General features: G+C 66.4%; 22 protein-coding genes and 2 tRNA genes. 7 read left to right on the forward strand and 17 right to left on the reverse strand.

The window, feature by feature from the left end; genetic code table 11:
• Nucleotides 1–35 precede the first annotated feature (35 nt).
• Nucleotides 36–1,148, forward strand: coding sequence for a VacJ family lipoprotein (locus EV283_RS06310; protein WP_242615807.1), 1,113 nt, complete (start codon nucleotides 36–38; stop codon nucleotides 1,146–1,148).
• A gap of 101 nt (nucleotides 1,149–1,249) precedes the next feature.
• Here the strand turns inward: EV283_RS06310 and EV283_RS06315 are convergent, their stop codons facing one another.
• Complete coding sequence (locus tag EV283_RS06315) at nucleotides 1,250–2,551, reverse strand: hemolysin family protein (protein ID WP_107956447.1); 1,302 nt, start codon at nucleotides 2,549–2,551, stop codon at nucleotides 1,250–1,252.
• A 196-nt stretch (nucleotides 2,552–2,747) separates the two neighbouring features.
• On the opposite strand from EV283_RS06315, the gene EV283_RS06320 reads away from it, so the two are divergent.
• Complete coding sequence (locus EV283_RS06320) at nucleotides 2,748–3,422, forward strand: OmpA family protein (RefSeq protein ID WP_130323543.1); 675 nt, start codon at nucleotides 2,748–2,750, stop codon at nucleotides 3,420–3,422.
• A gap of 44 nt (nucleotides 3,423–3,466) precedes the next feature.
• On the opposite strand, the gene EV283_RS06325 is transcribed toward EV283_RS06320, so the two are convergent.
• The 7 genes from EV283_RS06325 to EV283_RS06355 all read right to left on the reverse strand — a co-directional run bounded on the left by EV283_RS06325 (nucleotide 3,467) and on the right by EV283_RS06355 (nucleotide 13,316).
• Entirely contained in the window at nucleotides 3,467–3,811 is a 345-nt protein-coding gene (locus EV283_RS06325) for a tRNA-binding protein (RefSeq protein ID WP_130323545.1), read from the reverse strand.
• 1 nt (nucleotide 3,812) lies between these two features.
• Entirely contained in the window at nucleotides 3,813–4,487 is a 675-nt protein-coding gene (locus EV283_RS06330; RefSeq protein ID WP_056418961.1) for a glutathione S-transferase family protein, read from the reverse strand.
• 330 nt (nucleotides 4,488–4,817) lie between these two features.
• Nucleotides 4,818–9,332, reverse strand: coding sequence for a glutamate synthase large subunit (gltB, locus tag EV283_RS06335; protein ID WP_130323547.1), 4,515 nt, complete (start codon nucleotides 9,330–9,332; stop codon nucleotides 4,818–4,820).
• A gap of 2 nt (nucleotides 9,333–9,334) precedes the next feature.
• On the reverse strand, nucleotides 9,335–9,916 hold the full coding sequence (locus EV283_RS06340) for a DUF2059 domain-containing protein (protein WP_165391700.1): 582 nt from the start codon (nucleotides 9,914–9,916) through the stop codon (nucleotides 9,335–9,337).
• Nucleotides 9,913–11,355, reverse strand: coding sequence for an NAD(P)-dependent oxidoreductase (locus EV283_RS06345; RefSeq protein ID WP_130323551.1), 1,443 nt, complete (start codon nucleotides 11,353–11,355; stop codon nucleotides 9,913–9,915). The genes EV283_RS06340 and EV283_RS06345 overlap by 4 nt, the downstream gene beginning before the upstream one ends.
• A gap of 151 nt (nucleotides 11,356–11,506) precedes the next feature.
• Entirely contained in the window at nucleotides 11,507–12,316 is an 810-nt protein-coding gene (locus tag EV283_RS06350) for an undecaprenyl-diphosphate phosphatase (protein WP_130323553.1), read from the reverse strand.
• A gap of 37 nt (nucleotides 12,317–12,353) precedes the next feature.
• Nucleotides 12,354–13,316 (reverse strand): complex I NDUFA9 subunit family protein, encoded by a 963-nt coding sequence (locus EV283_RS06355; protein ID WP_130323555.1) that lies wholly within the window; start codon nucleotides 13,314–13,316, stop codon nucleotides 12,354–12,356.
• A 113-nt stretch (nucleotides 13,317–13,429) separates the two neighbouring features.
• Here EV283_RS06355 and EV283_RS06360 point away from each other — a divergent pair.
• Nucleotides 13,430–13,516 (forward strand) — tRNA-Leu (locus tag EV283_RS06360).
• A 294-nt stretch (nucleotides 13,517–13,810) separates the two neighbouring features.
• Here EV283_RS06360 and EV283_RS06365 read toward each other — a convergent pair.
• Nucleotides 13,811–14,569, reverse strand: coding sequence for a DUF1134 domain-containing protein (locus EV283_RS06365; RefSeq protein ID WP_130323557.1), 759 nt, complete (start codon nucleotides 14,567–14,569; stop codon nucleotides 13,811–13,813).
• Between the two features lie 237 nt (nucleotides 14,570–14,806).
• Between EV283_RS06365 and EV283_RS06370 the strand changes: the two genes are divergently transcribed.
• Nucleotides 14,807–14,899: transfer RNA gene (locus EV283_RS06370), tRNA-Ser, on the forward strand.
• Between the two features lie 260 nt (nucleotides 14,900–15,159).
• Here the strand turns inward: EV283_RS06370 and EV283_RS06375 are convergent.
• The 5 genes from EV283_RS06375 to EV283_RS06395 all read right to left on the reverse strand — a co-directional run bounded on the left by EV283_RS06375 (nucleotide 15,160) and on the right by EV283_RS06395 (nucleotide 19,454).
• Nucleotides 15,160–16,227: a 5-(carboxyamino)imidazole ribonucleotide synthase gene (locus EV283_RS06375; RefSeq protein WP_130323558.1), complete on the reverse strand. Its 1,068-nt coding sequence runs from the start codon at nucleotides 16,225–16,227 to the stop codon at nucleotides 15,160–15,162.
• Between the two features lie 11 nt (nucleotides 16,228–16,238).
• Nucleotides 16,239–16,694: a 5-(carboxyamino)imidazole ribonucleotide mutase gene (gene purE, locus EV283_RS06380; protein ID WP_056418995.1), complete on the reverse strand. Its 456-nt coding sequence runs from the start codon at nucleotides 16,692–16,694 to the stop codon at nucleotides 16,239–16,241.
• 178 nt (nucleotides 16,695–16,872) lie between these two features.
• Nucleotides 16,873–17,559: a 2,3-diphosphoglycerate-dependent phosphoglycerate mutase gene (gpmA, locus tag EV283_RS06385; protein ID WP_130323560.1), complete on the reverse strand. Its 687-nt coding sequence runs from the start codon at nucleotides 17,557–17,559 to the stop codon at nucleotides 16,873–16,875.
• Nucleotides 17,560–17,709: 150 nt separating this feature from the next.
• Nucleotides 17,710–18,828, reverse strand: a complete 1,119-nt coding sequence (locus EV283_RS06390) for a M14-type cytosolic carboxypeptidase (protein WP_130323990.1) — start codon at nucleotides 18,826–18,828, stop codon at nucleotides 17,710–17,712.
• An 11-nt stretch (nucleotides 18,829–18,839) separates the two neighbouring features.
• A complete protein-coding gene (locus EV283_RS06395) occupies nucleotides 18,840–19,454 on the reverse strand; it encodes a DUF4136 domain-containing protein (RefSeq protein ID WP_056419010.1) in 615 nt (204 codons plus the stop codon).
• Nucleotides 19,455–19,611: 157 nt separating this feature from the next.
• Here EV283_RS06395 and ykgO point away from each other — a divergent pair, with 157 nt between their 5' ends.
• Complete coding sequence (gene ykgO / locus EV283_RS06400) at nucleotides 19,612–19,737, forward strand: type B 50S ribosomal protein L36 (protein WP_003046794.1); 126 nt, start codon at nucleotides 19,612–19,614, stop codon at nucleotides 19,735–19,737.
• Between the two features lie 4 nt (nucleotides 19,738–19,741).
• Complete coding sequence (locus tag EV283_RS06405; protein ID WP_130323992.1) at nucleotides 19,742–20,368, forward strand: HAD-IA family hydrolase; 627 nt, start codon at nucleotides 19,742–19,744, stop codon at nucleotides 20,366–20,368.
• A gap of 32 nt (nucleotides 20,369–20,400) precedes the next feature.
• Here EV283_RS06405 and EV283_RS06410 read toward each other — a convergent pair whose 3' ends face one another.
• The gene (locus EV283_RS06410; protein ID WP_242615808.1) at nucleotides 20,401–21,000 is read right to left on the reverse strand and encodes a L,D-transpeptidase family protein; all 600 of its coding nucleotides are present in this window, start codon (nucleotides 20,998–21,000) and stop codon (nucleotides 20,401–20,403) included.
• A gap of 202 nt (nucleotides 21,001–21,202) precedes the next feature.
• On the opposite strand from EV283_RS06410, the gene EV283_RS06415 reads away from it, so the two are divergent.
• Nucleotides 21,203–21,907: a murein L,D-transpeptidase catalytic domain family protein gene (locus EV283_RS06415; RefSeq protein ID WP_056419014.1), complete on the forward strand. Its 705-nt coding sequence runs from the start codon at nucleotides 21,203–21,205 to the stop codon at nucleotides 21,905–21,907.
• 22 nt (nucleotides 21,908–21,929) lie between these two features.
• Here EV283_RS06415 and EV283_RS06420 read toward each other — a convergent pair whose 3' ends face one another.
• Both EV283_RS06420 and EV283_RS06425 read right to left on the reverse strand, forming a co-directional pair.
• Nucleotides 21,930–23,033, reverse strand: a complete 1,104-nt coding sequence (locus EV283_RS06420) for a glycosyltransferase family 2 protein (RefSeq protein WP_242615809.1) — start codon at nucleotides 23,031–23,033, stop codon at nucleotides 21,930–21,932.
• A 41-nt stretch (nucleotides 23,034–23,074) separates the two neighbouring features.
• On the reverse strand, nucleotides 23,075–25,585 hold the full coding sequence (locus EV283_RS06425) for a DegT/DnrJ/EryC1/StrS family aminotransferase (protein ID WP_130323562.1): 2,511 nt from the start codon (nucleotides 25,583–25,585) through the stop codon (nucleotides 23,075–23,077).
• Nucleotides 25,586–25,711 lie beyond the last annotated feature (126 nt).

Below are 25,711 nucleotides of genomic sequence, written 5' to 3' on the forward strand. Positions count from 1 at the left end.
TATGAGGCCGGCATTAGACAGGGTGATGAGTGCACATGCTGGCAATGATGAGCGCGATGCTGCTGACCGCAACGCCGGTGCATGGATCGGCAGCGCCGGTCGCATGGCTTGGTGCGACGCCGTCGCCGTTTGCCGGGGATTTTCCCGATAGCGCGTCGATGCCGGTACTGATGCCGCTGTCGATGGCGGTTTCACCCTTGGCGCTGGTCGCGTCGCTTCCTGCGGTGACGTTCGAGCCGCAGGGGGTTCCGACCCAGACGATCCCGCCGGTCGGTCCGGCACCGCTGAACACGCCGAATACCGACCGCGACGTCGTCGTCACCGGACGCAAGGAAACCGCAGGCGATCCGCTGCGCGCGGTCAACGCCGAGTCGTTCGCGGTAACGCAGAAGGTCGACGATGCGGTGATCGGGCCGGTCGCGCGAACCTACAAGAAGACCGTGCCCAGCCCGATCCGGCGCGGCATCCACAATTTCCTCTATAATCTGCGCGAGCCGATCGTCTTCCTGAACTTCCTGCTGCAGTTCAAGCCGGGCAAGGCGGCAGAGACGGTCGGGCGGTTCGCGATCAATTCCACGATCGGCGCGGTCGGCGTGATCGACATCGCCAAGCGCAAGCCGTTCCACCTCCCGCGCCGCTCGAACGGATTCGCCAACACGCTGGGCTATTACGGCGTCAAGAACGGCGCGTTCCTGTTCCTGCCGCTGGTCGGCCCGACCACGATCCGCGACCTGTTCGGCGGTGCGATCGATCGGCTGATCCTGCCGGTCGGCATCGGCAAGCCATTTACCAGCGCGACCTACACGATCCCGGCAGGGATCCTCGGCGCACTCGACCACCGGTCCGAGTTCGACCAGACGCTGAAGGATCTGCACGACAATTCGCCCGATCCCTATGCGGCGACCCGGTCCTTCTATCTCAACCGGCGCCAGGCGGAGATCGACCATCTCCATGGCCGCGCCGAGGGCGATCCCGCGGGCATGTCGGGGCCGCCGCCCAGCGTCGTGCCGTTCGTGCCGAAGGATCTGGAACCGGGTGCGCGGGCGGTTCCAGAGACCCCTGCTATGGGCACCCCCGCAGCCGAGGCGCCTGTGGTCAATGCGCCGGCGACCGAGAGCTCCGCCACGGTGCCCGCAACGGCCGACTAAAGGAGCGTCAAGGCACCAATCCGGTCGGTCGCCGTTCGCGCTCGTGTGAGTTGTGGGCGCTTGCGCCGCCCCGTCCCCTGCCTTCGCAGGAGACGCCTGCTTCAGACTTCGCTGACCAGCAGCTTGTCGATCCGGCGGCCGTCGAGGTCGACGATCTCGAACTTCCAGCCCTGCTCGACAAAGCTCTCGCCCTCGCCCGGCAGGTGGCGGAAGACCGACAGGGCAAGTCCCGCGACGGTCGCGTAGTCGCGGTCCTCGGGCAGATCGATGCCGAGGCGGTCGGCGAGAGAATCGGCCGCCATCGTGCCAGCCACCAGCAGCGACCCGTCGTCGCGCACCACGACGGAGGGCGCGTCGTCAGGGTCGGCGTCCGACTTGAACTCGCCGGCGATCGCCGCGAGCAGGTCGGCAGGCGTCACGATCCCCTCGAAATGCCCATATTCGTCATGGATCAGCGCCATCGGCACCTCCGCCTCGCGCAGCGCGAGCAGTGCGTCCATCGCGTCGATCTGGTCGATCACCACCGGTGCCTTGCGCATCAGCGCGCGGAGATCGAGCGGGTCGCCGCGGAACAGCGCGGCGGCGATGTCGCGTGCCTGGACGACGCCCTTGACCGCGTCGATCGAGCCATCGCCGACCGGCAGCCGCGTATGCTGCGAGGCGAGCAACGTCTCGCGGATCTCGTCAGGGCCCCAGTTGCAGTCGAGCCAGTCGATGTCGGTCCTCGGCGTCATCACCTCGCGGACCGGGCGATCCGCTAGCCGCACGACGCCCGAGATGATTGAGCGTTCATGCTCCTCGATAATCCCCGACTTCGACGCCTCGGCGACGATCAGGTGAAGTTCCTCGGCGGTGACATGCTCCTCCGATTCGCGGTTGAGGCGGAGCAGGCGGAAGATCAGGGCACTGGTCGAATCGAGCACCCACACGATCGGTGCGGTACCGATCGCGAGCCAGCGCATCACCGGCGCCATGAACGAGGCGATCGCCTCTGGCGCGCGCAACGCGAACTGCTTGGGGACGAGCTCGCCGATGATCAGCGATGCATAGGTCGTGAGGCCGATGACGATCGCGAACCCGGCGGTCTCGGCGGTCGAGGCGGACAGGCCGAGCGCCTGCAAACGCGCCGCAGTCGGCATGCCCAGGCTCGATCCCGAATAGGCGCCGGCAAGGATGCCGATCAGCGTGATGCCGATCTGGACGGTCGACAGGAACTTGCCGGGGTCCGCGGCGAGCACGAGCGCGGCGCGCGCACCCTTCTTGCCGGCGCGCGCCATCGCCTCGAGCCGCGCCTTGCGCGCCGAGACGATCGCGAGTTCGCTCATCGCGAATACGCCGTTCAACGCGACCAGCGCGAGGATGATCGCAACGTCGATCCATGGGAAGGGGGGAAGCGGTGCCATTGGCTCTGCGCCTCTTTGCAGGACAACGCCGGTTCGCACAACCGCCCTTGCACATGGGCTGGTGGATACTCGACAGGGGGACGCGAACTATGGTCATGCTTGGTTCAGTGCGCAGGCGGAACAATCGTCGCGACACCGGGTTGTCGGCCGTATCGGGCATGAAGCCGTGAATTGTCGTGTCTCAGGGAGATTATCTATGAAAACCAATATGTTCGTAGGCGCAGCACTCGCCGCACTGATCGCCACCAGCGGTTGCACCACCGATCCGGAAACGGGGCGTCAAACGATTTCGAAGACCGCGCTTGGCGGTATCGGCGGCGCGCTCGGTGGCTATCTGCTGGGCGACGTGGTCGGTGGGCGGCATGACCGGACCGAGAAGCTGCTAGGCGCAGGCATCGGCGGCCTCGCCGGCGCAGGCATCGGCGCGTATATGGACAAGCAGGAGCGCGACCTCCGCGCACGCACCGCGGGCACCGACGTCCAGGTGATCCGCCAGGGTGACGACCTGGTGCTCAACATCCCGTCGGGGATCACCTTCGCGTATGACAGCGCCAACGTGCAGCCGCAGTTCCAGCGCACGCTCGACCAGGTCGCCGACACGCTGGCGCAGTACAACCAGACCTATGTCGACGTGTACGGCCACACCGATTCGACGGGCAGCGACGCATACAACCAGGCGCTGTCGGAGCGCCGCGCACGCTCGGTCGCGGATTATCTGTCGGGCCACGGCGTGCAGGCGGCCCGCATCGGCACGCGCGGCTACGGCAAGACGCAGCCGATCGCATCGAACGACACCGATGCCGGCCGCGCGGCAAACCGTCGCGTCGAGGTAAAGATCGTCCCGATCACGCAGAACGACCTGCGCCAGTAAGAGGCGCTTCTCTTATCCTCCCCCGCAGGGGGGAGGATTGTGCTTTAGAACAGCCGTCCGCCGTTGGGGACCGGCATGCTCGGTGAGATCAGGACAACCTTGCCGTCGGCGTCGGGGAAGCCGAGCGTCAGGACTTCGGAGCGTACCGGGCCGATCTGGCGCGACGGGAAGTTGACCACTGCCGCGACCTGGCGACCGACCAGCGTCTCGGGCGTATAATGCTCGGTGATCTGCGCGGACGAGCGCTTCACGCCGATCGCGTCGCCGAAATCGATTCGCAGCTTGAACGCGGGTTTGCGCGCTTCGGGAAAGGGTTCTGCCTCGACGATCGTGCCGACGCGGATGTCGACCTTCTCGAAATCGGGGAAGGCGATTTCAGCGGTGGGCATCTCAGAAATCCACGTTGTCGTAATGCGCCGGCGGCGAGATCAGCTCCATCCGTTCGGACAGCAGCGGGCGGAAGCTCGGGCGGCTCTTGAACCCGCGATACCAGCGCGCGGTCTGGTCGTGGCCCTTCCAGTCGATCCCACCGAGATAGTCGGTGACCGAAATCTGCGCCGCCGCCGCCAGATCGGCGAGGCTCATCGTCGCGCCCCCCAACCAGTTCCGGTGATCGAGCAGATAATCCATATAATCGAGATGCCCGACCGCGGCCTTCATCGCCTCGCGCAGGCCCTTTGCGTCGGGCGCGGCGCGGTGCGCGAGCCGCTTGACCATCCGCTCGTGGAGCAGCGGGCCGGTCACGTCGCGGTAGAAATGTGTGTCGAACCACGTGACCAGCCGGCGGATTTCCGCGCGGTTGGTCGCGGTGCCGTTGATCATCGCGGCCTTCTCGACGGTTTCCTCGAAGAATTCGCAGATCGCCATGGAGTCGATGAGCGGCGCGACGCCGCGCGACGCGTCGACCATCACCGGAGTCTGGCCGGCGGGGTTCATGTCCATGAACTCGTCGCGGCGTTCCCACGGCGATTCGCGGACGAGTTCGTAGCCGACCCCCTTCTCGCCCAGCAGCAGGCGCACCTTTCGCGAGAAGGGACACAGGGGGAATTGATAAAGCTGCCACATGCCTATCGTTTAGGCGGTGGGGGGCGGGTGTGTCACTAGCGCCGGTTGGGCGGCGGGTAAGAAGATTTGGTTCACGCGGAGGCGCGGAGGCGGGGCGACGCGGAGGTGGTGCGTTCGCAGCGCGCGAAGCTCCTTAATAACCGATCACGGGAAAAGAAAAGCAGGGAGGATTCTAGCTCCGCGCCTCCGCGTCTCCGCGTGGCCCCTCCCTATCCCCCCGGCGAAGGCCGGGGCCCAATTGGGGGACGTCGCTACCGGAGGATAGCGCTCCGCAACTGTGGCCTTGCCAATTGGGCCCCGGCCTTCGCCGGGGTGGTGTGAGGGTTTGACTTACTCCGCTGCGACCAGTTCCGCGCTGTCGTCGAGCGGATGGCTTAGCCGCGTCAGCATTTCCTTGGGCACGATCTGCCAGAAATGCGGCGCCACGCGGTCCCAGTCCTCGAGCAGGCCCTTCGACCATTTGCTGTCGGTCGTATCCGCATGGTCGCGCACGAGGTCGAGCAGCACGTCCGCCCAGTGGAGCGACCGCACCCGGTCCCAAGTGATGTTCTCCGGGTTCGCGCGCGTCTCGAACGTGCCGTCGGGATCGTAGATGAACGCCATCCCGCCGGTCATCCCCGCGCCGAAGTTCGCGCCGACCTTGCCCAGCACCACCGCGATGCCGCCGGTCATATATTCGCACCCGTTCGCACCGCAGCCCTCGACGACGACGTTCGCGCCCGAATTGCGGACCGCGAACCGCTCGCCCGCCTGCCCCGCCGCGAACAGCCGACCGCTCGTCGCGCCGTAGAGCACGGTGTTGCCGATGATCGTGTTGTCCTGGCTGGCCAGCGGCGAACTCACCGCGGGCCGGACGATGATCGTGCCGCCCGACAGCCCCTTGCCGACATAGTCGTTCGAATCACCGAACACCTCGAGCGTGATCCCCTTGCACAGGAACGCGCCGAGCGACTGGCCCGCGGAGCCGCGCAGACGGATCGTGACGTGATCGTCGGCGAGCGTCGACATCCCGAACTTCCGCGTGATCTCGCTCGACAGCCGAGTCCCTACCGCGCGGTGCGTGTTGCGCACCGAATAGGTCAGCTGCATCTTCTCGCCGCGCGAGAACACCGCGCCGGCATCCTTGATGATCTGCGCATCGAGGCTGTCGGGCACTTCGTTACGGAACGTCGACAGGCTGAACCGACGCTGCGAATCGTCGGCATCGACCTTCGCCAGGATCGGGTTGAGATCGAGATCGTCGAGATGCTCCGCGCCGCGGCTGACCTGCCGCAGCAGTTCGGTGCGGCCGATCACGTCGTCGAGGCTCTTCACGCCGAGCCGCGCGAGGATGTCGCGGACCTCCTCGGCGATGAACGTCATCAGGTTGATCACCTTCTCAGGCGTGCCGACGAACTTCTGCCTGAGCGCGTCGTTCTGCGTGCAGATCCCGACCGGACAGGTGTTCGAATGGCACTGGCGCACCATGATGCAGCCCATCGCGACGAGGCTCAGCGTGCCGATGCCGTATTCCTCGGCACCGAGGATCGCCGCGATCACGATGTCGCGACCGGTCTTCAAGCCCCCATCGGTGCGCAGCCGCACGCGACCGCGCAGGCCGTTGAGCGTCAGCACCTGGTTGACCTCCGACAGCCCCATTTCCCACGGCGTGCCGGCATATTTGATCGAAGTCTGCGGGCTCGCGCCGGTGCCGCCGACATGCCCCGCGATCAGGATCACGTCGGCATGCGCCTTCGCCACCCCCGCCGCGACCGTACCGATTCCCGCCGACGAGACGAGCTTCACGCAGACGCGCGCACGCGGGTTGATTTGCTTCAAGTCGTAGATCAGCTGCGCCAGATCCTCGATCGAGTAGATGTCGTGATGCGGCGGCGGCGAGATCAGAGTCACACCGGGCGTCGCATGGCGCAGCTTGGCGATGAACTCGGTGACCTTGAAGCCGGGCAGCTGGCCGCCCTCGCCGGGCTTGGCGCCCTGTGCGACCTTGACCTCGATCTCCTCGCACGCGTTCAGATATTCCGCGGTCACGCCGAACCGCCCGCTCGCGATCTGTTTGATTGTCGAGTTGGCATTGTCGCCGTTCGCATAGGGCACGAACCGCGCCTTGTCCTCGCCGCCCTCGCCCGACACCGCCTTCGCGCCGATCCGGTTCATCGCGATCGCGAGCGTCTCGTGCGCCTCGGGGCTCAGCGCGCCGAGCGACATGCCCGGCGTTACGAAGCGCTTGCGGATCTCGGTGATCGCCTCGACCTGGTCGACCGGAACGCCCTCAGCGGGGAAGTTGAACTGGAGCAGATCGCGCAAATACACCGGCGGCAGGTCGGACACGCCGCGCGAGAATTGCAGATAGCTTGTATAGCTGTCGGTCGCGACCGCGGTCTGGAGCAGATGCATCAGCTGCGCCGAATAGGCGTGCGTCTCGCCGGTGTGGCGCTGGCGATAGAAGCCGCCGATCGGCAGCGTCGCCACTGCCGGATCGAACGCCGCTTCGTGACGGTCGGTCGCGTTGACGTGGAGCGACTTGTAGCCCTCGCCGCTGATCTTGGCGGGCATGCCGGGGAACAGGTCGTTCACCAGGCTGCGCGACAGTCCGACCGCTTCGAAATTATAGCCGCCGCGGTAGGACGAGATGACCGCGATGCCCATCTTCGACATGATCTTGAGCAGCCCCTCCTCGACCGCGACGCGGTGACGGCGGAGGCATTCGGCCAGCTCCAGATCGCCGAACAGCCCGCGTGACTGACGATCGACGATTGCGGCCTCGGCCAGATACGCGTTCACGGTCGTCGCGCCGACGCCGATCAGCACAGCATAATAATGCGTGTCGAGGCATTCGGCGGTCCGCACGTTGATCGACGCATAGGAGCGCAGGCCGCGACGGACGAGATGCGTGTGGACGGCCGCCACCGCGAGGACGCCGGCGATGCCGACGCGGTCTTCGCTGATCGCCTCGTCGGTGAGGAAGATTTCGCTCTTGCCCTGCCGCACCGCCTGTTCGGCCTCGTTGCGGATCCGCTGGATCGCCGCACGCAGCTTCTCCGGGCCGCCGCCGACCTCAAACGTGCAGTCGATCTCGGCGACCGCACTGCCGAAATGCGCCTTCAGCCGCGACCAATGCTCGCCCGTCAGCACCGGCGAATCCAGCACCAGCACGCGCTCGCGCTGGTCGCGGACGTCGAGGATGTTGGCGAGATTGCCGAACCGCGTCTTCAGCGACATCACGTGCCGCTCGCGCAACGGATCGATCGGCGGGTTGGTCACCTGGCTGAAATTCTGGCGGAAGAACTGGCTGATCAGGCGCGGCTTGTCCGAAATCACGGCCAGCGGCGTATCGTCGCCCATCGATCCGATCGCTTCCTTGGCCGATTCGACCATCGGCGACAGGATCAGCTCCATGTCCTCCATCGTCTGCCCCGCCGCGATCTGGCGGCGTGCGAGCTCGGCGCGGTCGTAACGCACGACCGCGTCCTCGACCGAGGGCAGATCGGCGAGTGTGTGAAATTCGCCGATCATCGCGGCGTAATCCGCCTCGCCCGAGATGCGATCCTTCACCGCGCGGTCCTGCAACAGGACGCCCTCGTCGAGGTCGACCGCGATCATCTCGCCCGGTCCCAGGCGGCCCTTCGCGACGATCGTCGATTCGGGAACGACGACCATGCCGCTCTCCGACCCGACGATCAGCAGACCGTCCGACGTCAGCGTATAGCGCAGCGGCCTGAGCGCGTTGCGGTCCATCCCCGCGACCGCCCAGCGGCCATCGGTCATCGCCAGTGCAGCGGGGCCGTCCCACGGCTCCATCACGGAGGCGAGATACTGGTACATCGCGGTATGCTCTGGCGGCATGTCCGGGCTCGCGGCCTCGGGCACCAGCATCAGCTTGGCGGTCGGCGCATCGCGCCCCGAGCGACAGATCGCTTCGAACACCGCGTCGAGCGCCGCGGTATCGGACGCGCCGGCCGGGATCACCGGCTTGATGTCCTCCGAATTGTCGCCGAACGCGAGGCTCGCCATCCGGATCTCGTGTGACAACATCCAGTTCTTGTTGCCGCGGATCGTGTTGATCTCGCCGTTATGCGCGAGGCAGCGGAACGGTTGCGCCAGCCACCATTGCGGGAAGGTGTTGGTCGAATAGCGCTGGTGGAAGATCGCGACGCGGCTCTCGAAGCGCTGGTCGCACAGATCGGGGTAGAACACCGACAGCGATTCGGCGAGGAACAGCCCCTTGTAGATGATCGACCGGCACGACAGCGAGCAGATGTAGAAGCCCTGGATCTGCGCCGCGATCACACGCTTCTCGATCCTGCGGCGGACCAGATACAGCGTCTTTTCGAACTCGGCGGCGTCCTGCTCGTCGGGCATCGGTCCGGCGATCATGATCTGCTCGATCTCGGGACGCGTCGCCTGCGCCTTCTGGCCGATCACCGACACGTCGACGGGCACCTGGCGCCAGCCATAGATGGTATAGCCCGCCTCGATGATCGCGCTCTCGACGATCGTCCGGCAATCCTCCTGCGCGCCCAGATCGGTGCGCGGCAGGAAGATCATGCCGACCGCGAGCCGGTTCGGGCGCACCTTGTGCCCCGACGCGGCGACCGCATCGTCGAAGAAGCGCAGCGGCAGATCGATGTGCAGCCCCGCCCCGTCGCCCGTCTTGCCGTCCGCATCGACCGCGCCGCGGTGCCACACCGCTTTCAGCGCATCGACCGCGGACTGCACCACGCGCCGCGACGCGCGGCCATCGGTGGCGGCGACGAGCCCGACGCCGCAGGCATCGCCTTCGAAATCGGGGCGATACATGCCCTCCTCGGCGAGACGGGCGCGTTGATCGGTGGTGAAATCGGTCATCGTCACTTCTTCTTCTGCGCGGGCGTGGCCGCCTGCTTGGCGAATTCGGCGACATCGGCCTGCATGTGCGCCATCGAGGATTCCATCATAGACCGCTGCCAGGCAGCGACATCGGGGTCGGCCATGATCGTCAGCGATTGCTGCATGTATGCGCGGCCGCTCGGCGTCGCGAAGAACGCCTTGATGTCACGGCATTGGGCGACATCGAAGCGGCGCGCATAGGCGCGCGCCATCGCGTCGACCATGCTCGGCAAGCCGTCGCGCATCAGCGTCATCGTGCGAACCTGCTGCCGTTCGAGAAAGGTGGCAAACCGCGTCTGCATTTCCGGATGCTCCGCCATCGCACTGCTGAACATCGGGCTCTGCGCCATGCCCTGCTGCAGATTGCCCAGCATTGGCGCGATCATGGCCTCGATCATCTGCGCGCGCGATTCGGGCGGCATCAGGACGTCGATCAGTTCGCGCGCGGCAGCAAGGCGAGCCGGATCGGGGGCCGCGACGGCAGCAGCCGGTGCCTGCGCATGCGCCGCCGGCGGCATTATCGCGCCCGCCAGCAACACCGCCCCGAGAAAAGCGTGCATCATGCCGCGACCTTCGCGTTCGCAGCCTTGGTCTTCAGCCACTTGTGCATCGTTGCGGCGACGTCGCGCCCGTCGCGGATTGCCCAGACGACGAGGCTCGCACCGCGGACGATGTCGCCCGCCGCGAACACGCCGTCGAGCGAGGTCATCAGTGTCTTGCCGTCGACAAGGACGGTCCCCCAGCGGCTGACCCCAAGCTCAGGCGTCGCGAACAGCGTCGGCAGATCCTCGGCGTCGAAGCCGAGCGCCTTGATCACTAGGTCCGCGTCGACCGAATAGTCACCGGCGGGATCGGGCTCGGGCGCACGGCGACCGCTCGCGTCGGGCGCGCCGAGCCGCATTTTCCGCACCTTGACGCTCGACACGGTGTCACCGCCGTCGAAGCTCTGCGGCCCCGACAGCCAGACGAACTCGACGCCCTCCTCCTCGGCATTGGCAACTTCGCGCTGCGATCCGGGCATGTTCGCGCGGTCGCGGCGATAGAGACACTTCACAGACTTGGCACCCTGGCGGATCGCGGTGCGGACGCAGTCCATCGCGGTGTCGCCGCCGCCGATCACGACGACGTCCTTGCCCTCGGCATTGAGGCTGCCGTCGTCGAACGCGGGGACCGCGTCGCCGAAACCCTTGCGGTTCGAGGCGACGAGGAAGTCGAGCGCGGCGACCACGCCGTTCGACCCGCCGCCGGGCAGGTCCATTGCGCGCGCCTTGTACACGCCGGTCGCGACCAGGATCGCGTCGTGGCGCTGGCGCAGATCGTCGAGGCTCGCGTCATGGCCGACCGCGAAGCCCTCGTGGAAGACGATGCCCGCCGCCTTCAGCCGCTCGACGCGGCGCATTACGATCGGCTTTTCGAGCTTGAAGCCGGGGATGCCGTAGGTGAGCAGTCCGCCCGCACGATCGTAGCGGTCATAGACATGGACGTCATAGCCGTGCCCGCGCAGATATTCCGCCGCGGTCAGCCCTGCCGGCCCCGCACCGATCACGCCGACCGACTGGCCGCGCGATTTGCCGGGAATGAGCGGCTCGACCCAGCCATTCTCCCACGCGGTGTCGGTGATGAACTTCTCGACCGATCCGATCGTGACCGCGCCGTGCCCCGTGAATTCGATGACGCAATTGCCTTCGCACAGCCGGTCCTGTGGACAAATGCGCCCGCAAATCTCCGGCATTGTCGAAGTCGCGTTACTCAGCTCATACGCCTCGCGCAGCCGCCCTTCGGCGGTCAGCCGGAGCCAGTCGGGGATATGGTTGTGCAGCGGGCAATGGACCGAGCAATAGGGCACGCCGCATTGCGAGCAGCGCCCTGCTTGCTCCTCGGCGGGCTCGACCGCGTATCGCTGCGCGATCTCGCGGAAATCCTCCTGCCGCTCGTCCGCGGTGCGCTTCGCCGGGTAGGATTGCTCTCGCCCGACAAACTTTAGCATCGAATCGTTCGCCATACATTCCTCCGACAGCTGCGTTATTGCGCCGTCAGGGGCTTGTCACTGCTAAAAACGCATTTACGTCAGTATAGCTGCCGTAAAATTGGCTGAGATCCGCGTTGTTTCCGACCAATCCTTTCCGATTAGTATTATTAGTTCCGCATCGGCCTTACTTGCTCAGCAGCCAGATCAGTGCGGCCGAGCCGGCGACGACGCGGTAGAGCGCGAACGGCACGAAACCGTGCTTGGTGACGATACCGACGAACCACTTCACCACCAGCAACGCGACGATGAACGATACGGCGGCGCCAATCGCGATCGCGCCCAACCCAACCCCGCCGCCGCTCACGATCGCATCGCGGTTCTTGAGCAGCTCGAGCGCGCTCGCGCCGAGCATCGTCGGGATCGCGAGGAAGAAGCTGAACTCCGCCGCGGTGCGCCGCTCGACGCCCAACGCCAGCGCGCCGAGGATCGTCGCGCCCGAGCGGCTGACGCCCGGGATCATCGCGAGGCACTGGAGGAAGCCGATGCCTACTACCGTCTTCAGCGGAATGTCGGCGACGCCGCTGATGTCGCTGCGTGGCGCAAACCGCTCGACCGCGAGGATCGCAAAGCCGCCGACGACCAGCGCGATCGCCACGACCTCAGCATTGCCGAGCAGCGCCTCGATATATTTGTGCAGCGCCAGCCCGATCACCGCGGCGGGAATGAACGCCACCACCAGGTTGCGCAGGAACAACCAGGATTTCGGCTCGCGGCGGAACAGTCCCATGCCGACCGCCCAGAACGTCCGCCAGTACAGCACGACGATCGCTAGGATCGCCCCCAGCTGGATCACGACGTTGAACACCTCCCAGCGCCCGGCATCATAGCCAAGCAGCCGTGTGGCCAGGATCAGGTGGCCCGTCGAGGAAACGGGCAGGAATTCGGTGATCCCCTCGACGATGCCGAGGAGGATGACGGTCAGAAGTTCGGTCAAGCAAGGCTCCGGCGCGGTAGGTCAGGACAGGCTTAGCCTAGTTCGATCCACCTGCGTGCACTTCCGCATGCGTTTCGGCGCGCCGACCGAACCGTCCAGCCTTGCGGAACCGCACCAGCCAGCCCGGCGCGACCGTGGAGAGCGGCGTCGCGTCGATCCCCAGCGCGGCCAGGCCATCGACGCCGGTGACGACATTGTCGCTCTGCAGCATCGTCCACTGGTCCTTGGTGATCGGGGCGCCCGGCAGGAACCCCGCCCTGGCGATCAGCGCGCCCGCGAAATCGGGAAGCTCGACGATCGACGGCGTGCGACCGATCGTGCTGGCGATCCAGCGGATCAGATTGCCCATCGTGATGATGTCGGGTCCGCCAAGCTCGAGCGTCTGCCCGCCGAACGTCTCGGGCGCCGCTGCCGCCGCGACGATCGCATCGGCGACGTTGCCGACGAACACCGGCTGGAACTTCGCCCCTGCGCGCAGCACGGGGACGACCGGCGCCTTGGCGATCATCCCGGCAAAGCGGTTCACGAACTGGTCTTCCTGGCCGAACACGATCGAGGGCCGCAGGATCGTCGCGGTCGGGAACGCGTCCAGCACCGCCGCCTCGCCCTGCCCCTTCGACTTGCCATAGGCCGAGGCGGACTCCGGATCCGCCCCGATCGCCGAGACATGCACTAGCGCGCCGACACCCGCCTTGGCCGCGGCCTGCGCGACGGTCTGTGCTCCCAGCGCCTGCACACGCTGGAAATCCCCCGCGAGCACGCCAACCAGATTCACGACCACGTCCGAGCCGCTGACCGCATGCGCGATCGTCTCGGGCTTGGTAACGTCGGCACCGACGAACTGAGTCTGGCCGAGCCCGCCGAGCGGCTTTAAGAAAAACGCCTGCCGCGGATCGCGCTGTGCGATGCGGACGCGTGCGCCCGTCGCCAGCAGCGCCTGCGCGACATAGCGGCCGACGAAACCGCCGCCCCCGATCAACGTCACCAGTTTGTCGTTCATCGCCCGTCCGTCCACTTTAGTTTGCCTGCTCATTCGCGAATAACCCCTTGCCCCAGCAAGAGGCGTGTTGACAAGCATCCGTACCCTCCACTAGAGGCGCCCTCCTACCCCGTGCCCGGATGGCGGAATTGGTAGACGCACCAGCTTCAGGTGCTGGCGATCGCAAGGTCGTGGAGGTTCGAGTCCTCTTCCGGGCACCACTTTCCAATTGGGTTTGGAGAGTATGGACGCCGTTCGCAGCACGGCCTCCGGCAACCTAGCGTGCACCGATCATCGGTGCCCAAACGCCCCGCGAGCAGGCGGAATTTGCCCCATCATCATACCGTAGAGACGGTGAACGTTGCAGTCATTCGCGACTGGATCGCCGCCCGCCAACGCTTGCCTGCACAACCCGCGCCTTGCACGCTGGCGGCTTAGGCCCAACGCGGGCAATCGGCCGCCCCTGCCGGCGCGATGTCGCCCAGCGGCCCTTGAGCGCGCTGGGCGAGGCAGGTTCAGAACGGCAGCCAGCGGCTCTTGTGCGTGAGGTTCATGTACCCGACGTTCACGCCGGCGCGCCAGCCGACGCCGAGGCGAATCGGGATCAGCACGACATTGCCACGGCGCAGGTACGTCGCAGCGAAGCCCCCCACGAGATAAAGCCGCCCCTCGACCGCAGGGAAGCGCTTGTAGAGCTCCTCGGTGTCGTAGAGATTATAGACCAGCACGAAAACCTTGTTCGCGTCGCCGCCGACGTCGAACCCTACCGAAGGTCCGGTCCAGTAGACCGGCTGCTGGCCCTCGACCTTGTGGCTCATGATGCCCGACCCGTAGCGTACGCCCAGGATGAACGCCCCCGATGCCTCGCGGCCGGCGATATAGGCATTGGGTTGCCCCTGATCCTTGAGAATCTTTTCGAGCAGCCCGCCAAGTCCGGCCGCGCCCTTGCCAAAGACGCCTTCGCCCGCCGCGAGCAGATCGTCGCGCTCATAGGTATCGGCGGCCTGCATCGTCGCCTCGGCGCGCGTTTCCGCCGCCTGCGGACTTGCCGGAGGCGGCGGCACAGGAACGGGCTCCGACTGAGCAGGTGCTTGCGGATAGGCGGGTCGCGACGGCTGGGTTGACGCCTGCGCGCGCGGCGGCGTCGAATAGGCTTGCGCGGAGATATCGCCGTCGATCGCCTGATTGGGATCGATCGTACGGACCTGCGCCGATGCGCCCCCCCCGCAAATGGCTGCCGCTAGGGCACCCAGGCCAAGCCAGACGCTACGCATGTCGATCGATCCCCACTACCAAGGCACCCTGCCGCCGGTAGAGTAACCGACGTTCACGTTACCGCGCTATGAACGAGCGGGGTTTGCATGTCGAATTCGGGTAAATTCGGGACGAGCGACCGATTTCCCGACTTTGCAGTTCGTCCCCGGCTGGTCCGATGCAATTCGCGCGGGGACATCATTACAGCCGTTGCTCCCTACGCCGACCCTCGCTATAGGCTCGCATCTGCTGCAGCCGGAGACGTGGGTGAGTGGCTGAAACCAGCGGTTTGCTAAACCGCCGTACCGGGTTTACTGGTACCGAGGGTTCGAATCCCTCCGTCTCCGCCAATATCTGCCACAAATTCAGCTTCCCTGATACGATGCTGCCGCGATCACGAAGCGCGGGTGTCGGCGGCGAAGAAATGGTTGTTCGGAACTGGCCGGCTTTGCCGATGATGGTGCGGCACTGCCGCACTTCACTCACCCTGACGTAAGAGCAGGACTCGTGCGTCACCGCCGATTTGGCGCGTCCGCTGCCTCGAAGCAGACATGCGCTTCGATGCGCGACGTCGCGGCCTTCGTGAAACGGTCGCCTACCGCGGCCACCCTCAGCGGACGACGCGCGTGACGTGGCCCATCTTTCGGCCCGGTCGTGCGGTGCCCTTGCCGTAGAGATGGAGATGGGCGCCGGACTCCGCGAGAAGCTCCGCCCAGCGATCCGCGTCGTCGCCGATCAGGTTTTCCATCGCCACCGCGCGCGCCGTCAGCGTCGTCGTGCCCAGCGGCAGGCCGCAGATCGCGCGGATGTGGTTTTCGAATTGCGAGCATTCGGCGCCCTCGATCGTCCAATGGCCCGAATTATGGACGCGCGGGGCCATTTCGTTAAACACCGGACCGTCGGCGCCGACGAAGAACTCGCACGCCAGCACGCCGACATAATCAAGTTCGGCGGCGATCCGTTCGGCCAGTGCTGCGGCCTCAGCGGCCTGTGCCAGTACGGCGGCGGGTGCGGGCACCGTGGAGTGGCGGAGGATCGCGTCGCGGTGCACGTTGAGCGGCGGATCGTACCGCGCAACGCTGCCGTCGAGGCCGCGCGCGATCAGAATCGAGAATTCATGCTCGAACGGGACGAACGCCTCGAGCACTGCGGGGCCGCCGATCGCATCCCACGCCGCCTGCGCTGCGTCGGGCGTCTCGATCTTGACCTGCCCCTTGCCGTCATAGCCGAACCGCGCGGTCTTGAGCACGGCAGGCGTGCCGACCGCCTCCAGCCCTGCCCGCAGGCTTTCGAGGCTGTCGACCGCCGCCCAGGGCGCCGGACGCCCGCCGACGCTCTCGACGAAGCGCTTCTCGCCGATCCGTTCCTGCGCGACGCGCAGCGCGCGCGGGCTCGGGTGTACGGGGACTCGGTCGGCGAGCCATTCGACCGGCTCGACGTCGATATTCTCGAACTCGTAGGTCACGACGTCGCACGCGTCGGCGAAGTCGGCGAGCACGATGCGGTTGTGGTAATCGGCGCGCGTCATCGTCGAGGCGGACTGCGCGGCGACGCTCTCCTGGTCGGGGGCGAGGACGTGTGTGTGATAGCCGAGCTGCGCCGCGGCGCTCGCGAGCATCCGGCCGAGCTGGCCACCGCCGAGGATGCCGATGGTCGATCCGGGGGGAAGCGGCGTCATGCTCTGGTCCTTCAGGCAGGGTCGGTGGCGACGGCGTCGGTCTGTGCGGTGCGCCACGCCTTGAGGCGGGTGGCGAGCGCATCGTCCGACGTCGCGAGGATCGCGGCGGCGAGCAGGCCTGCGTTGATCGCGCCGGGCTTGCCGATCGCCAGCGTGCCTACCGGGATGCCGCCGGGCATCTGCGCGATCGACAACAGGCTATCCATGCCCTTGAGTGCCTTCGATTCGACGGGCACGCCGAGCACGGGGAGATGCGTCATCGACGCCGCCATTCCGGGCAGATGCGCCGCGCCGCCCGCGCCCGCGATCACGACCTTCAGCCCCCGATCGGCGGCGGTCGTCGCATAGTCGTAAAGGCGTTGCGGCGTGCGGTGCGCGGAGACGACCTTGGTCTCGTAGGCGACGCCGAGCGTGTCGAGCGCCTCGGCAGCGTGGCGCATCGTCTCCCAATCGGAGGTGCTGCCCATGATGATGCCGACTAGAGCCACGATCGTCCCCTGATCCAAGGAGCGCCGTGCCTAGCGACGGGAGGGGGCTAGGGCAACTACCCCTCATCCTGGGCTCGACCTAGGATCCAGAGCCACGGACGCCGACGCCTTTGGCTCTGGATCCTGACCTTCGTCAGGATGACGGGCTATGGGTGGCTCAGCGCTCGCTCAGGTAATAGCGATCGGTCGCGTTGAGATCGGCGTCGAGTTCATACACGATCGGCTGGCCGGTCGGGATTTCGAGGCTCGTGATCTCGTCGTCTGGGATGTTCGACAGATGCTTTACCAGCGCGCGGAGCGAGTTGCCGTGCGCGGAGATCAGGACGCGCTGGCCGCCCTTGAGCGCGGGAGCGATGCGTGCGTCCCAATAAGGCAGGACGCGTGCGATCGTGTCCTTGAGGCTCTCAGTCTGGGGAATCGCGATGCCGTCGTAGCGCCGGTCCTTCGACAGGTCGAATTCGCTGCCATCCTCCAGCGCGGGCGGCGGGACGTCGAAGCTGCGGCGCCAGATATGGACCTGCGCGTCGCCATGCTTGGCTGCGGTCTCGGCCTTGTCGAGCCCGGTCAGCCCGCCATAATGCCGCTCGTTCAGGCGCCAGTCCTTCTCGACCGGGAGCCAGAGCCGTCCCATTGCCTCGAGCGCGATGTTGAGCGTCTTGATCGCACGCGTCTGCAGGCTGACGAAGGTCTGGTCGAAGTCGAGACCCTTGGCGGACATCAGCTCGCCCGCGGCCTTGGCCTCGGCCTCGCCCTTGGCGGTCATGTCGACGTCCCACCAGCCGGTGAAACGGTTTTCGAGGTTCCAGCTGGACTGGCCGTGGCGGATCAGGACGAGGGTCGGCATGCGGGCTCCTGCGACATGGGAGGATGAAACGATAATGCGGCGGTTGCCCCCTATCCGGCATCCTGACGAAAGTCAGGATCCAGAGCCAAGAGGGCCAGCGATCGGTTACCCTGGATCCTGACTTTCGTCAGGATGACGGGCGCGAGAACATCAAATCTCGCCGATCATGTCGGCGAGCGTTTCGAGCATCGCGTGCGCAAGCTTCTTCGACCGCTCAGGCGACCAGCCATACTCGGCATCGGGGTTCGCATCGTGATCCTTGAACGGCATCTCGAGCGTCATCGATACCGCGCCGAACCGCTCGGCAAGCTGGTTGGTCGACATCGACAGGTTGGCCGTGCCGGGTGCGGACTTAGGATAGCCCTTCTCGGTCTGGAAATCGGGCGTGTGCGCCGCAAGCCGCCGGCCGTAGTCGTAGAATTTCTCGCCGTGCGCGTCGGTCCAAGACGGGATGCCTTCGAACCCCGCGATGAAGTTCGCCGGGATCGCCTCGTCGCCATGGATGTCCATCGCGACGTCGACACCGGTTAGGTCCATCGCGTTGCGGACGCACAGGACTTCGGGGCTCTTGTCGAGGCTGGGCGTGTGCCATTCGCGGTTAAGGTTCACGCCGACCGCGTTGGTGCGCAGATGGCCGCGCCGCGTGCCGTCGGGGTTCATGTTGGGGACGACGTTGAAGGTCGCCTTCGCCAGCAGGTCGGCGGTGATCGGATCGGCCGAATCGGTCAGCCGCTCGAGCGCGCCTTCCATCCACCATTCGGTCATCGATTCGCCGGGATGCTGGCGACCATAGATCCAGACCTGCTTGGGGCCGCTGCCGATCGTGAAGCAGTCGATCGCCTGCCCGTCGAGCGACTGGCCGAGCTCGCGGTGCGCGACGCCCGGCAGCAACGCGGTGCGTGCTACCAGCGCTTCGTGCATTTCCATCGTGTACGGCGCGAAATAGGCGAACCAGGCGAGATCGGTCTCCGAGGTGAAGTCGAACTCGAGCACGCCGTCCGCATAGCGCGTCTCGATCATCCGCCACGCCTGCCGATCGGTGCTGGCGCGCGTCTCGTAGCCCGGCCAGCCGAACGGATAGGCCGACGTACCCGCATTGAGGATGCGATAGGTCAGCGTCCGCCCGGCCGCCCCTGCCACCCGGAAATAGAACCACTGGAAGAAGTCGGACTGGTGATCCGCGACGATCTCCAGATCGATTCGGTCTCCGTCGATGGCGACAACGCGAATGTTGCCGCCATCGAAAGCGGCGTTGATGGTCGGGTTCATGGCGTTTGCGTTCATTTCACCTGAATAGTGCGACCGGACTCGCCGGGGAACCCCATGAACAATGCGCGGGCGAGCTTGTCGGCTTGGATATCGGTCCGTGCGTCGTCCTTGCGCGCATCGGCGAACGACTGGGCACGGCCTTCCCAGACCGGCGACTGGTCGGCGGTGCGCTTGATCGTCACCGACAGCTCGGACACAAGGATCGCGGTGCTCCCGCCGCCGCCGATCGGGAAGCCTACACCGCCGCCAAGCCCGACGCCGCCGCCGCCACGACCGCCGCTGAAGCCGCCGCCGCCCAGACCGATGCTGATCGGCGACCGCTTGGGCGGCCCGGCCTGCGTCGTCCGCGTGAAGCCGACGGTCGCGACCAGCAACGGCTTTGCGCCGGCCATCGGCACGCTATAGCCAGCCTTGAGCAGTTCGCCCTGGACCGCGGCGGCATAGGTCTTGAACTCGAGGCTGGCGGGGCCGCCACCGGTGAGGGGCTGCACCGCGATCGTGCCACGGTCGATCGGTTCGCCCAGGTGATAGCGCAGCACCTCGGTCGGCGGCAGCGACGGGCCGGTCGCGCACGCAGTGAGGGATGCGCCTGCCAGCGCCAGGACCAGGATCGAACGAACCGCCATCGGGACTTCCTTAGAATGTTGCGCCATAGTAACGCTCGGACCAGCCGGGTGGGTTCCCGGATGGCTTGAGCGTGTCCATTGCTTGACTTGGACACACCCCGCCATTAGGCGATCCCGTCTTTCCGCACACCTAGATTTGAAAAGAAGCGAATCGATCATGAAGATCCGCAATTCCCTGAAGTCGCTCAAGGATCGTCACCGCGATAACCGCGTGATCCGTCGTCGTGGCCGTACCTACGTCATCAACAAGACCAACCGTCGCTTCAAGGCACGCCAGGGCTAACGCCCTGACTACCGCCGTCATCTTCGACGTCGGTCGTGTCCTGTACGACTGGGATCCCCGGATCCTGTACGAGCGCCTGATCGACGACGATCGGGCGCTCGACGCGTTCCTGCGCGACGTCGTGACGATCGATTGGCATTTCCAGCACGATGCTGGCCGTGACTTCGCCGACACCTCGGCGGAGCTTGCCGCGCTGTATCCGCAGCATGCCGCGTTGATCGCCGCCTGGGGGCCGCGATTCAACGAGAGCATTGGTGCGGGGATCGCAGGCATGCATGCGATCGTCGAGGAGCTGGATTCGGCCGGCGTCCCGCTGTTCGCGATCACGAACTTCAGCCACGAGTTCTGGCCACCCTTCCGCGCGCGCGAAGCGCAGCTGTTCGACCGGTTCCGCGACATCGTCGTGTCGGGCGAGGAGAAGATGGTGAAGCCGGACGCGGCGATCTATCGGCTGGCGCTCGATCGATTCGGGCTGGCCGCGGAGGACGCGGTGTTCGTCGACGACAATGCAGCGAACGTGGCGGCCGCGCAGGCGCTGGGCATCGAATCGGTGCTTTTCACGACCGCGGCAGATTTCCGCGCGCGGTTGGTCGCACTCGGACTGCCGATCGCGAAACAGCACGCATCCTGACGAGCCTCTGGATGACGGTGCGCTAGCCTTTATTATTGTAGCGAGACCGACTGGGCGAGATTCGCGACCGCCGTCTCCTGATCCACGACGGGCTCGGGCGGCATCACTCCGCCCTCGAAATCGTCCGTGACCGTCACGGTCGTCCCCAGCGTCGTCACCCCAAACAACTGTTTCGCAAAGCCGAGCGGCACGCGGATGCAGCCGTGCGAATCGGGAAAGCCCGGATTCCGCCCCGCATGGATCGCGATGCCGTCCCAGGTCAGCCGCTGCATGAACGGCATCGACGCATCGTTATACAGGCTCGACTTGTGGACCGCGTTCTTCTGCAGGATCGGATAGGTGCCGAGCGGTGTGTCCTTGCCATCCTTGCCGCTGGAAATGGTGGTCGCCGCGATCATCGTCGACCCGCGATAGACGAAGGCACGTTGCTCCATCAGGCTGATCACGATGCTGACGGGCTCGCCCGAGCCATTGTCCTTCCAGACGAACTGGTTCGGCGACAGCTCGGTCGCGGCCTGCTCGATCGGCATCGCGGCGATGGCCGCGGCGGACGAGGCCAGCGCCGGGGTGGCGCCCATGCCCAGCACGATCGCCAACCCGTACGCCTTCAACGACCGCGCCATCCCGCTCATCTGTCCATCCGTTCCCGAGTCTCGATCCGCCAGTCAACGTTCGACCGCGGGGAATGTGCCGACGCGATGAGTCGACGAACCGACCCCAAGCCGGGGTGGTTCGAAGGAACGGACCCACAACCAGTGGAAATGGTTGCAGAATATTCACCGAAAATCGGTTATAGCGATGCTTACGGGAACTGGGGCAATTTCGGGAAAATCGATGCACGACGAGCAAGGTCTTGTGCGCGAACGACGCGCGCTTCTGAAGAACGGTTTGGTTTTGGCGGGGGCTCTGGCGGTACCGGGGGCGGTATCCGCAACGACTCGACTCGGACGCCCGCTGACGGCGCGTGATCTCAAGCCGATGACGCAGCCACCGCTGCCGCGCACGACGGTCGCGGTAACCTCGCCGCGTGTCGTTCGCCCCGATCTGTTGCGCCAGGCGATGGCATCGCTCAGCCGCCACGGCAGCCGCATCCCGAACCGTGACCGGATCGCGATCGCCGATTTCGCGGCGCCGTCGGGCAAGCCGCGTTTCCACTTTATCGACCTGGCAAGCGGGCGCAGCACGTCGTTGCTGGTCGCGCATGGCAGCGGCTCCGACCCTGCGCATACCGGCTATCTCGAGCGCTTCTCGAACCGCTTCGGCTCGAACGCCTCGTCCGAGGGCGCATTCGTCACCGATGATTATTATGTCGGCAAGCATGGCCGGTCGCAGCGCCTGATCGGCCTCGATCCGACCAACGACAACGCGCTCGATCGCGCGATCGTCGTCCATTCGGCTTGGTACGCCAACAAGGACATGATCGAGAGCCACGGCATGCTCGGTCGCAGCCAGGGTTGCTTCGCGGTCGGCGAGCGCGATCTGGACCAAGTGTTCGCACGACTGGGTGCGGGCCGGATGATCTACGCCGCCAAGGTCTGACAAACAGGCGCGGACTCGGGGGCTAGCCCGCGGTCTGCGCCATCCGGCTCTGCTCCATACGCTGGCGTGCGCGCCGCACGCCGCCGATCAGCCCCGACCAGAGCAACGCCTCCAGCCCGGCATAGCCAAGCCCCAGATGGTCGGGCCTGACCGCCAGTACGTCGGCAAGCCGCACCGTCCCCGCCCGCAACCCCGCCCGGCCGATATCGCCCCAGCGTCGCGCGGTTTCCCAGCGGATCAGCCGGATATCGTGCGGCGAGCAATCGTGCGTCGCCAGAAAATCCGCCTGGATCACGCTCAGCGCACTCCCCAGCGTCGCCAGCGCGGCGCGATCGGGCACCGGCCGCCTCGCCATGTTGTGCAGCATGATCAGCGTCGCGACCCGCTCCGCGCGATCGTCGAACAGCCGTGCGTAGCGCTCGGTCAGCACACGGACCGATGCCGCCTCCATCGTATCGACGAACCGCTTCGAGACGCCGCCCGGATGAACCCGGTACAGCACCAGCGCCGCATCGAGCCGCGCGATCGCGCCGAAATGCTGGATCCGCTGATACAGGTCGAAATCCTCCGCATAGAGGAGTTCGGGCCGGGTCACCGGATCGAGTCGCCGCGCAACCGCGGTGCGCATCATCGTCGACGACCAGACCAGCGGATTTTCGATGCAGGTCAGCCACGCGACCAGCGCGGGCGTGGTGGACGGCGCATAGCGCGACGGGCCGACCACGCCCTCGGTCAGCAGATCGGCGGCGGTGCCCAGCAACACGGTGTCGGGATGCGCATCGAGATACGCCACCTGTCGCGCGAAACGATCGGGGCGGCAGATGTCGTCATGGTCGAGCGCGGCGATGTAGCGGCCGCGCGCCTCCGCAAAACCGCGATTGCGTGCGAGCACCGGACCGCCATTGCGCGCCATCTCGACCAGTCGCACGCGCGGATCTGGCCAGGCCCGCACCACGTCGCGCGTGTTATCGGTCGAGCAGTCGTCGACGACGATCACCTCGAAATCGGTAAAGGTCTGCACCTGAAGGCTGGCGAGCGTCTCCCCGATCAGTCCCGCGCCGTTATACGCCGCCATCACGACACTGACCGCGGGGCTCGCCCCCGGCGCGCCTACCCCCATGTCCATGGGCGCATCCTGCCGCATATCCTTCTGCATTCCCGTCTAACTCACGCTGCCGCCATGACCTGCGACGCCATCACCTGATCGACGATCATAAGGCCCACATCATTCTGCCATAGCCATAAGCCGTTGGCTTGGCCCGAGAAACTTGGCTCGCCGCCAAGCGGCCCCCAGGGCACGAACCCCGCGGCGAGGCCCAGCCCGTATAGTCCCGCAATCGGTGCGCCGTCGCCATCGACGATCCGGCAATGGCGATCGACCATCGGCTTCCCGTCCTGCGCGGCAAGCGGGATCGGCAGCCCGTCGCGGTCGGCGATCGGCACCGCGATCGGTCGATAGCCGAGCGCCGCGATGACCAGGTCCGCCTCTTCGATGATCGTCCGCGCGGCGGCGTCGTCGTCGGCCGCGATGCGGTGCAGCGCCACGCGAGGATCGGGCGCGCGACCGTCGACGCGCAGCATCCGCAGCACCAGGTCGCGCGCCTCGAGGCGAAAGCCCGCGAGCCGGTAGACGAACCCCGAAACCGGGCAGATGTCGTCCGGACCGAAATCGGTGAAACCCTCGGCATGCGCAGCCTCGACCGAATGATAGAAGGGACGCAACGGTCGCCGGTGGAGCAAGGTGATCGCCCCTGCCCCCAGCGGCAGCCCAGGCTGGCGCTTCAGCAGCAGCGCGATCGTCGTGAGCGCGCTGGTCGACCCGCCGACGACCGCGATCCTCGGGTTGCGCTTGCCGGTAAGGATATCGGCAACCTTTTCGAACCCGCCCACCGTCAACACGTCGTCCGACTGCATCAGCCGCCCGCTTGCGAGGTCCGCCAGTTGCCCTCCCGCGACACGCTGGGTCGCAAGCCGGTCGAGCGGCTGGTGACCGCCGGTCGCGACGACGATGTTGCGCGCCAACTGATCGAACACATGCCCGTCGGACAAGCGCCGCAGCTGCACGCTCCACACGCCTTCGCCGACCCGCCGGACACCCAACGCCTCGTGCCCGGTCAGCACGACGCCGCCATTCGCGCGGACGATGTCGGTCAGCCGGTCGCCGGTCGCGCGCAACAGCGGACCGACCTCGGTCAGCGGCACGCCGAGCGCATCGATATGCGCTGCCACCGCTCGCCCCGCGGGATGATCGACCAGCCGCGCGAGTTCGGGATGCGTGTTGTCGCGCACTGCGGTCAGGAAGGTCTGCGCGGTCGAATCGGAAGTGATCGCATAGCGGCCGAGCCGGCCACCGCCGATCGCGCCGCTCCGCTCGATCACCATCAGCCCGGATGCGGCAAAGTCGGGAAGCAGGCCGCGCTTGGTCGCCGCGGTGAGCATCGCGGTGCCCGCCGGACCACCGCCGATCACGATCACCGACGCCACCGCATCACCAGGCCCGCGCACCAACGCGCGGCGATCGAGCGGGCGGAGGATCGCCGCGCACGCATCCGTCAGCGCCGCCGACGCCCGTCGCGCATCGTCGACCGACATCGCATCGGTGATCGGCAACGACAGCATCCGCCCCGCGATCTTGTCCGCGACCGGGGTCGGCTCGATCATCGCGGTCGCCTGGAACCAGGGCTGTTCGCCGAGGTGCGGGCTGAAATAGCGACCGCAGCCGACGCCCGACGCCTCGATACTCTCGACGATCGAATCGCGGTGATGCGCGAGCCGCTCGGGCAGCAGCACCGGCATGAACTGCATCGCGCGGCGCTGGCCCGACACCGACTGGAACTGGAAGCCGGGCAAGGCCGCGCGATAGGCCTGTTCGAGCGCGGCGCGGTGGTCGGCGACCGAATCGATTTCGGCGAGCTTCGCCTGCGCGATGATCGCGGTGATTTCGGGCAGCTTGGCGTTGATCCCCGGCAGCGTCGCGTTGCGGCTGCCCTCGAACCCGAAATTGCCCATCGACCGTAGCGTCGCGATCAGATCGATATCGCCGCTGTGGATCAACCCGCCCTCGCCCACCGCGAACGTCTTGGTCGCGTGCATCGAATGGACCACCGCGAACGGCGCGCAGGCGCCAAAGCCCAGCCCCGCATCGTCGAGCGTCCCGAGCGACGACGCCGCATCGACCACCACGCCGACGCCGTAGCGCTGCTGGAAATAGACGTACCGCTCCAGATCGATCGCATTACCGAACGTCGCATAGGGCACGACCACGCCGACCCGCTCGCCATGCCGGGCGAGCAGCCGCTCCTCCTCCAACGCGCATGCGGCCCAGTCGTCGGGATCGATATCGCAGATCAGCGGGGTGAGCCCTGCCCATGCCGCCGCCTGTGCGGTCGCTGCGAAGGTCAGCGCGGGCATCAACGCGAGCGTGCCCTGGTTGGGGTTCAGCCCCCCGGTCCGCATCCCCGAGGCATGCCGGATCGCGAGCATCAACCCGAGCGTCGCGTTGCCGACCGCGAGGCAGGCACCATGGCCGCCGAACAGCGCCTGAGTGACGCCTGCCTCGAACGCGCGGACCTCGGGGCCGTTGTTGCTGAACACCCCCGATGCCTCGACCCGGCGCAGCGCGTCGAGATGCTCGCTCAGCCGCGGCGGGTTCGGCGCGATCAGGGGGAGGCGTGTCATCGGCGGTCCGGTCTGTTGGTGCGACGGCTGTATGCCGCAGCGCCTCCTAAGAACCAGTTACGTTGCCAAACTCCAATATACGCAGGACAGTTCTTTTCTTACATCACCCCGGATTCCGTCCGGGGT

This window comes from Sphingomonas sp. BK036 (assembly GCF_004216825.1).
GTDB lineage: Bacteria > Pseudomonadota > Alphaproteobacteria > Sphingomonadales > Sphingomonadaceae > Sphingomonas.

Coding starts and splice junctions, on each gene's coding strand:
- EV283_RS06425 (WP_130323562.1), bottom strand. CDS start 25,585: ATGACACGCCTCCCCCTGATCGCGCCGAACCCGCCGCGGCTGAGCGAG.
- EV283_RS06320 (WP_130323543.1), top strand. CDS start 2,748: ATGAAAACCAATATGTTCGTAGGCGCAGCACTCGCCGCACTGATCGCC.
- EV283_RS06315 (WP_107956447.1), bottom strand. CDS start 2,551: ATGGCACCGCTTCCCCCCTTCCCATGGATCGACGTTGCGATCATCCTC.
- EV283_RS06310 (WP_242615807.1), top strand. CDS start 36: ATGCTGGCAATGATGAGCGCGATGCTGCTGACCGCAACGCCGGTGCAT.
- EV283_RS06390 (WP_130323990.1), bottom strand. CDS start 18,828: ATGAACCCGACCATCAACGCCGCTTTCGATGGCGGCAACATTCGCGTT.
- EV283_RS06340 (WP_165391700.1), bottom strand. CDS start 9,916: ATGATGCACGCTTTTCTCGGGGCGGTGTTGCTGGCGGGCGCGATAATG.
- EV283_RS06415 (WP_056419014.1), top strand. CDS start 21,203: ATGCACGACGAGCAAGGTCTTGTGCGCGAACGACGCGCGCTTCTGAAG.
- ykgO (WP_003046794.1), top strand. CDS start 19,612: ATGAAGATCCGCAATTCCCTGAAGTCGCTCAAGGATCGTCACCGCGAT.
- gltB (WP_130323547.1), bottom strand. CDS start 9,332: ATGACCGATTTCACCACCGATCAACGCGCCCGTCTCGCCGAGGAGGGC.
- EV283_RS06330 (WP_056418961.1), bottom strand. CDS start 4,487: ATGTGGCAGCTTTATCAATTCCCCCTGTGTCCCTTCTCGCGAAAGGTG.
- EV283_RS06395 (WP_056419010.1), bottom strand. CDS start 19,454: ATGGCGGTTCGTTCGATCCTGGTCCTGGCGCTGGCAGGCGCATCCCTC.
- EV283_RS06420 (WP_242615809.1), bottom strand. CDS start 23,033: ATGGACATGGGGGTAGGCGCGCCGGGGGCGAGCCCCGCGGTCAGTGTC.
- EV283_RS06410 (WP_242615808.1), bottom strand. CDS start 21,000: ATGAGCGGGATGGCGCGGTCGTTGAAGGCGTACGGGTTGGCGATCGTG.
- EV283_RS06365 (WP_130323557.1), bottom strand. CDS start 14,569: ATGCGTAGCGTCTGGCTTGGCCTGGGTGCCCTAGCGGCAGCCATTTGC.
- gpmA (WP_130323560.1), bottom strand. CDS start 17,559: ATGCCGACCCTCGTCCTGATCCGCCACGGCCAGTCCAGCTGGAACCTC.
- EV283_RS06375 (WP_130323558.1), bottom strand. CDS start 16,227: ATGACGCCGCTTCCCCCCGGATCGACCATCGGCATCCTCGGCGGTGGC.
- EV283_RS06355 (WP_130323555.1), bottom strand. CDS start 13,316: ATGAACGACAAACTGGTGACGTTGATCGGGGGCGGCGGTTTCGTCGGC.
- EV283_RS06325 (WP_130323545.1), bottom strand. CDS start 3,811: ATGCCCACCGCTGAAATCGCCTTCCCCGATTTCGAGAAGGTCGACATC.
- purE (WP_056418995.1), bottom strand. CDS start 16,694: ATGGGCAGCACCTCCGATTGGGAGACGATGCGCCACGCTGCCGAGGCG.
- EV283_RS06345 (WP_130323551.1), bottom strand. CDS start 11,355: ATGGCGAACGATTCGATGCTAAAGTTTGTCGGGCGAGAGCAATCCTAC.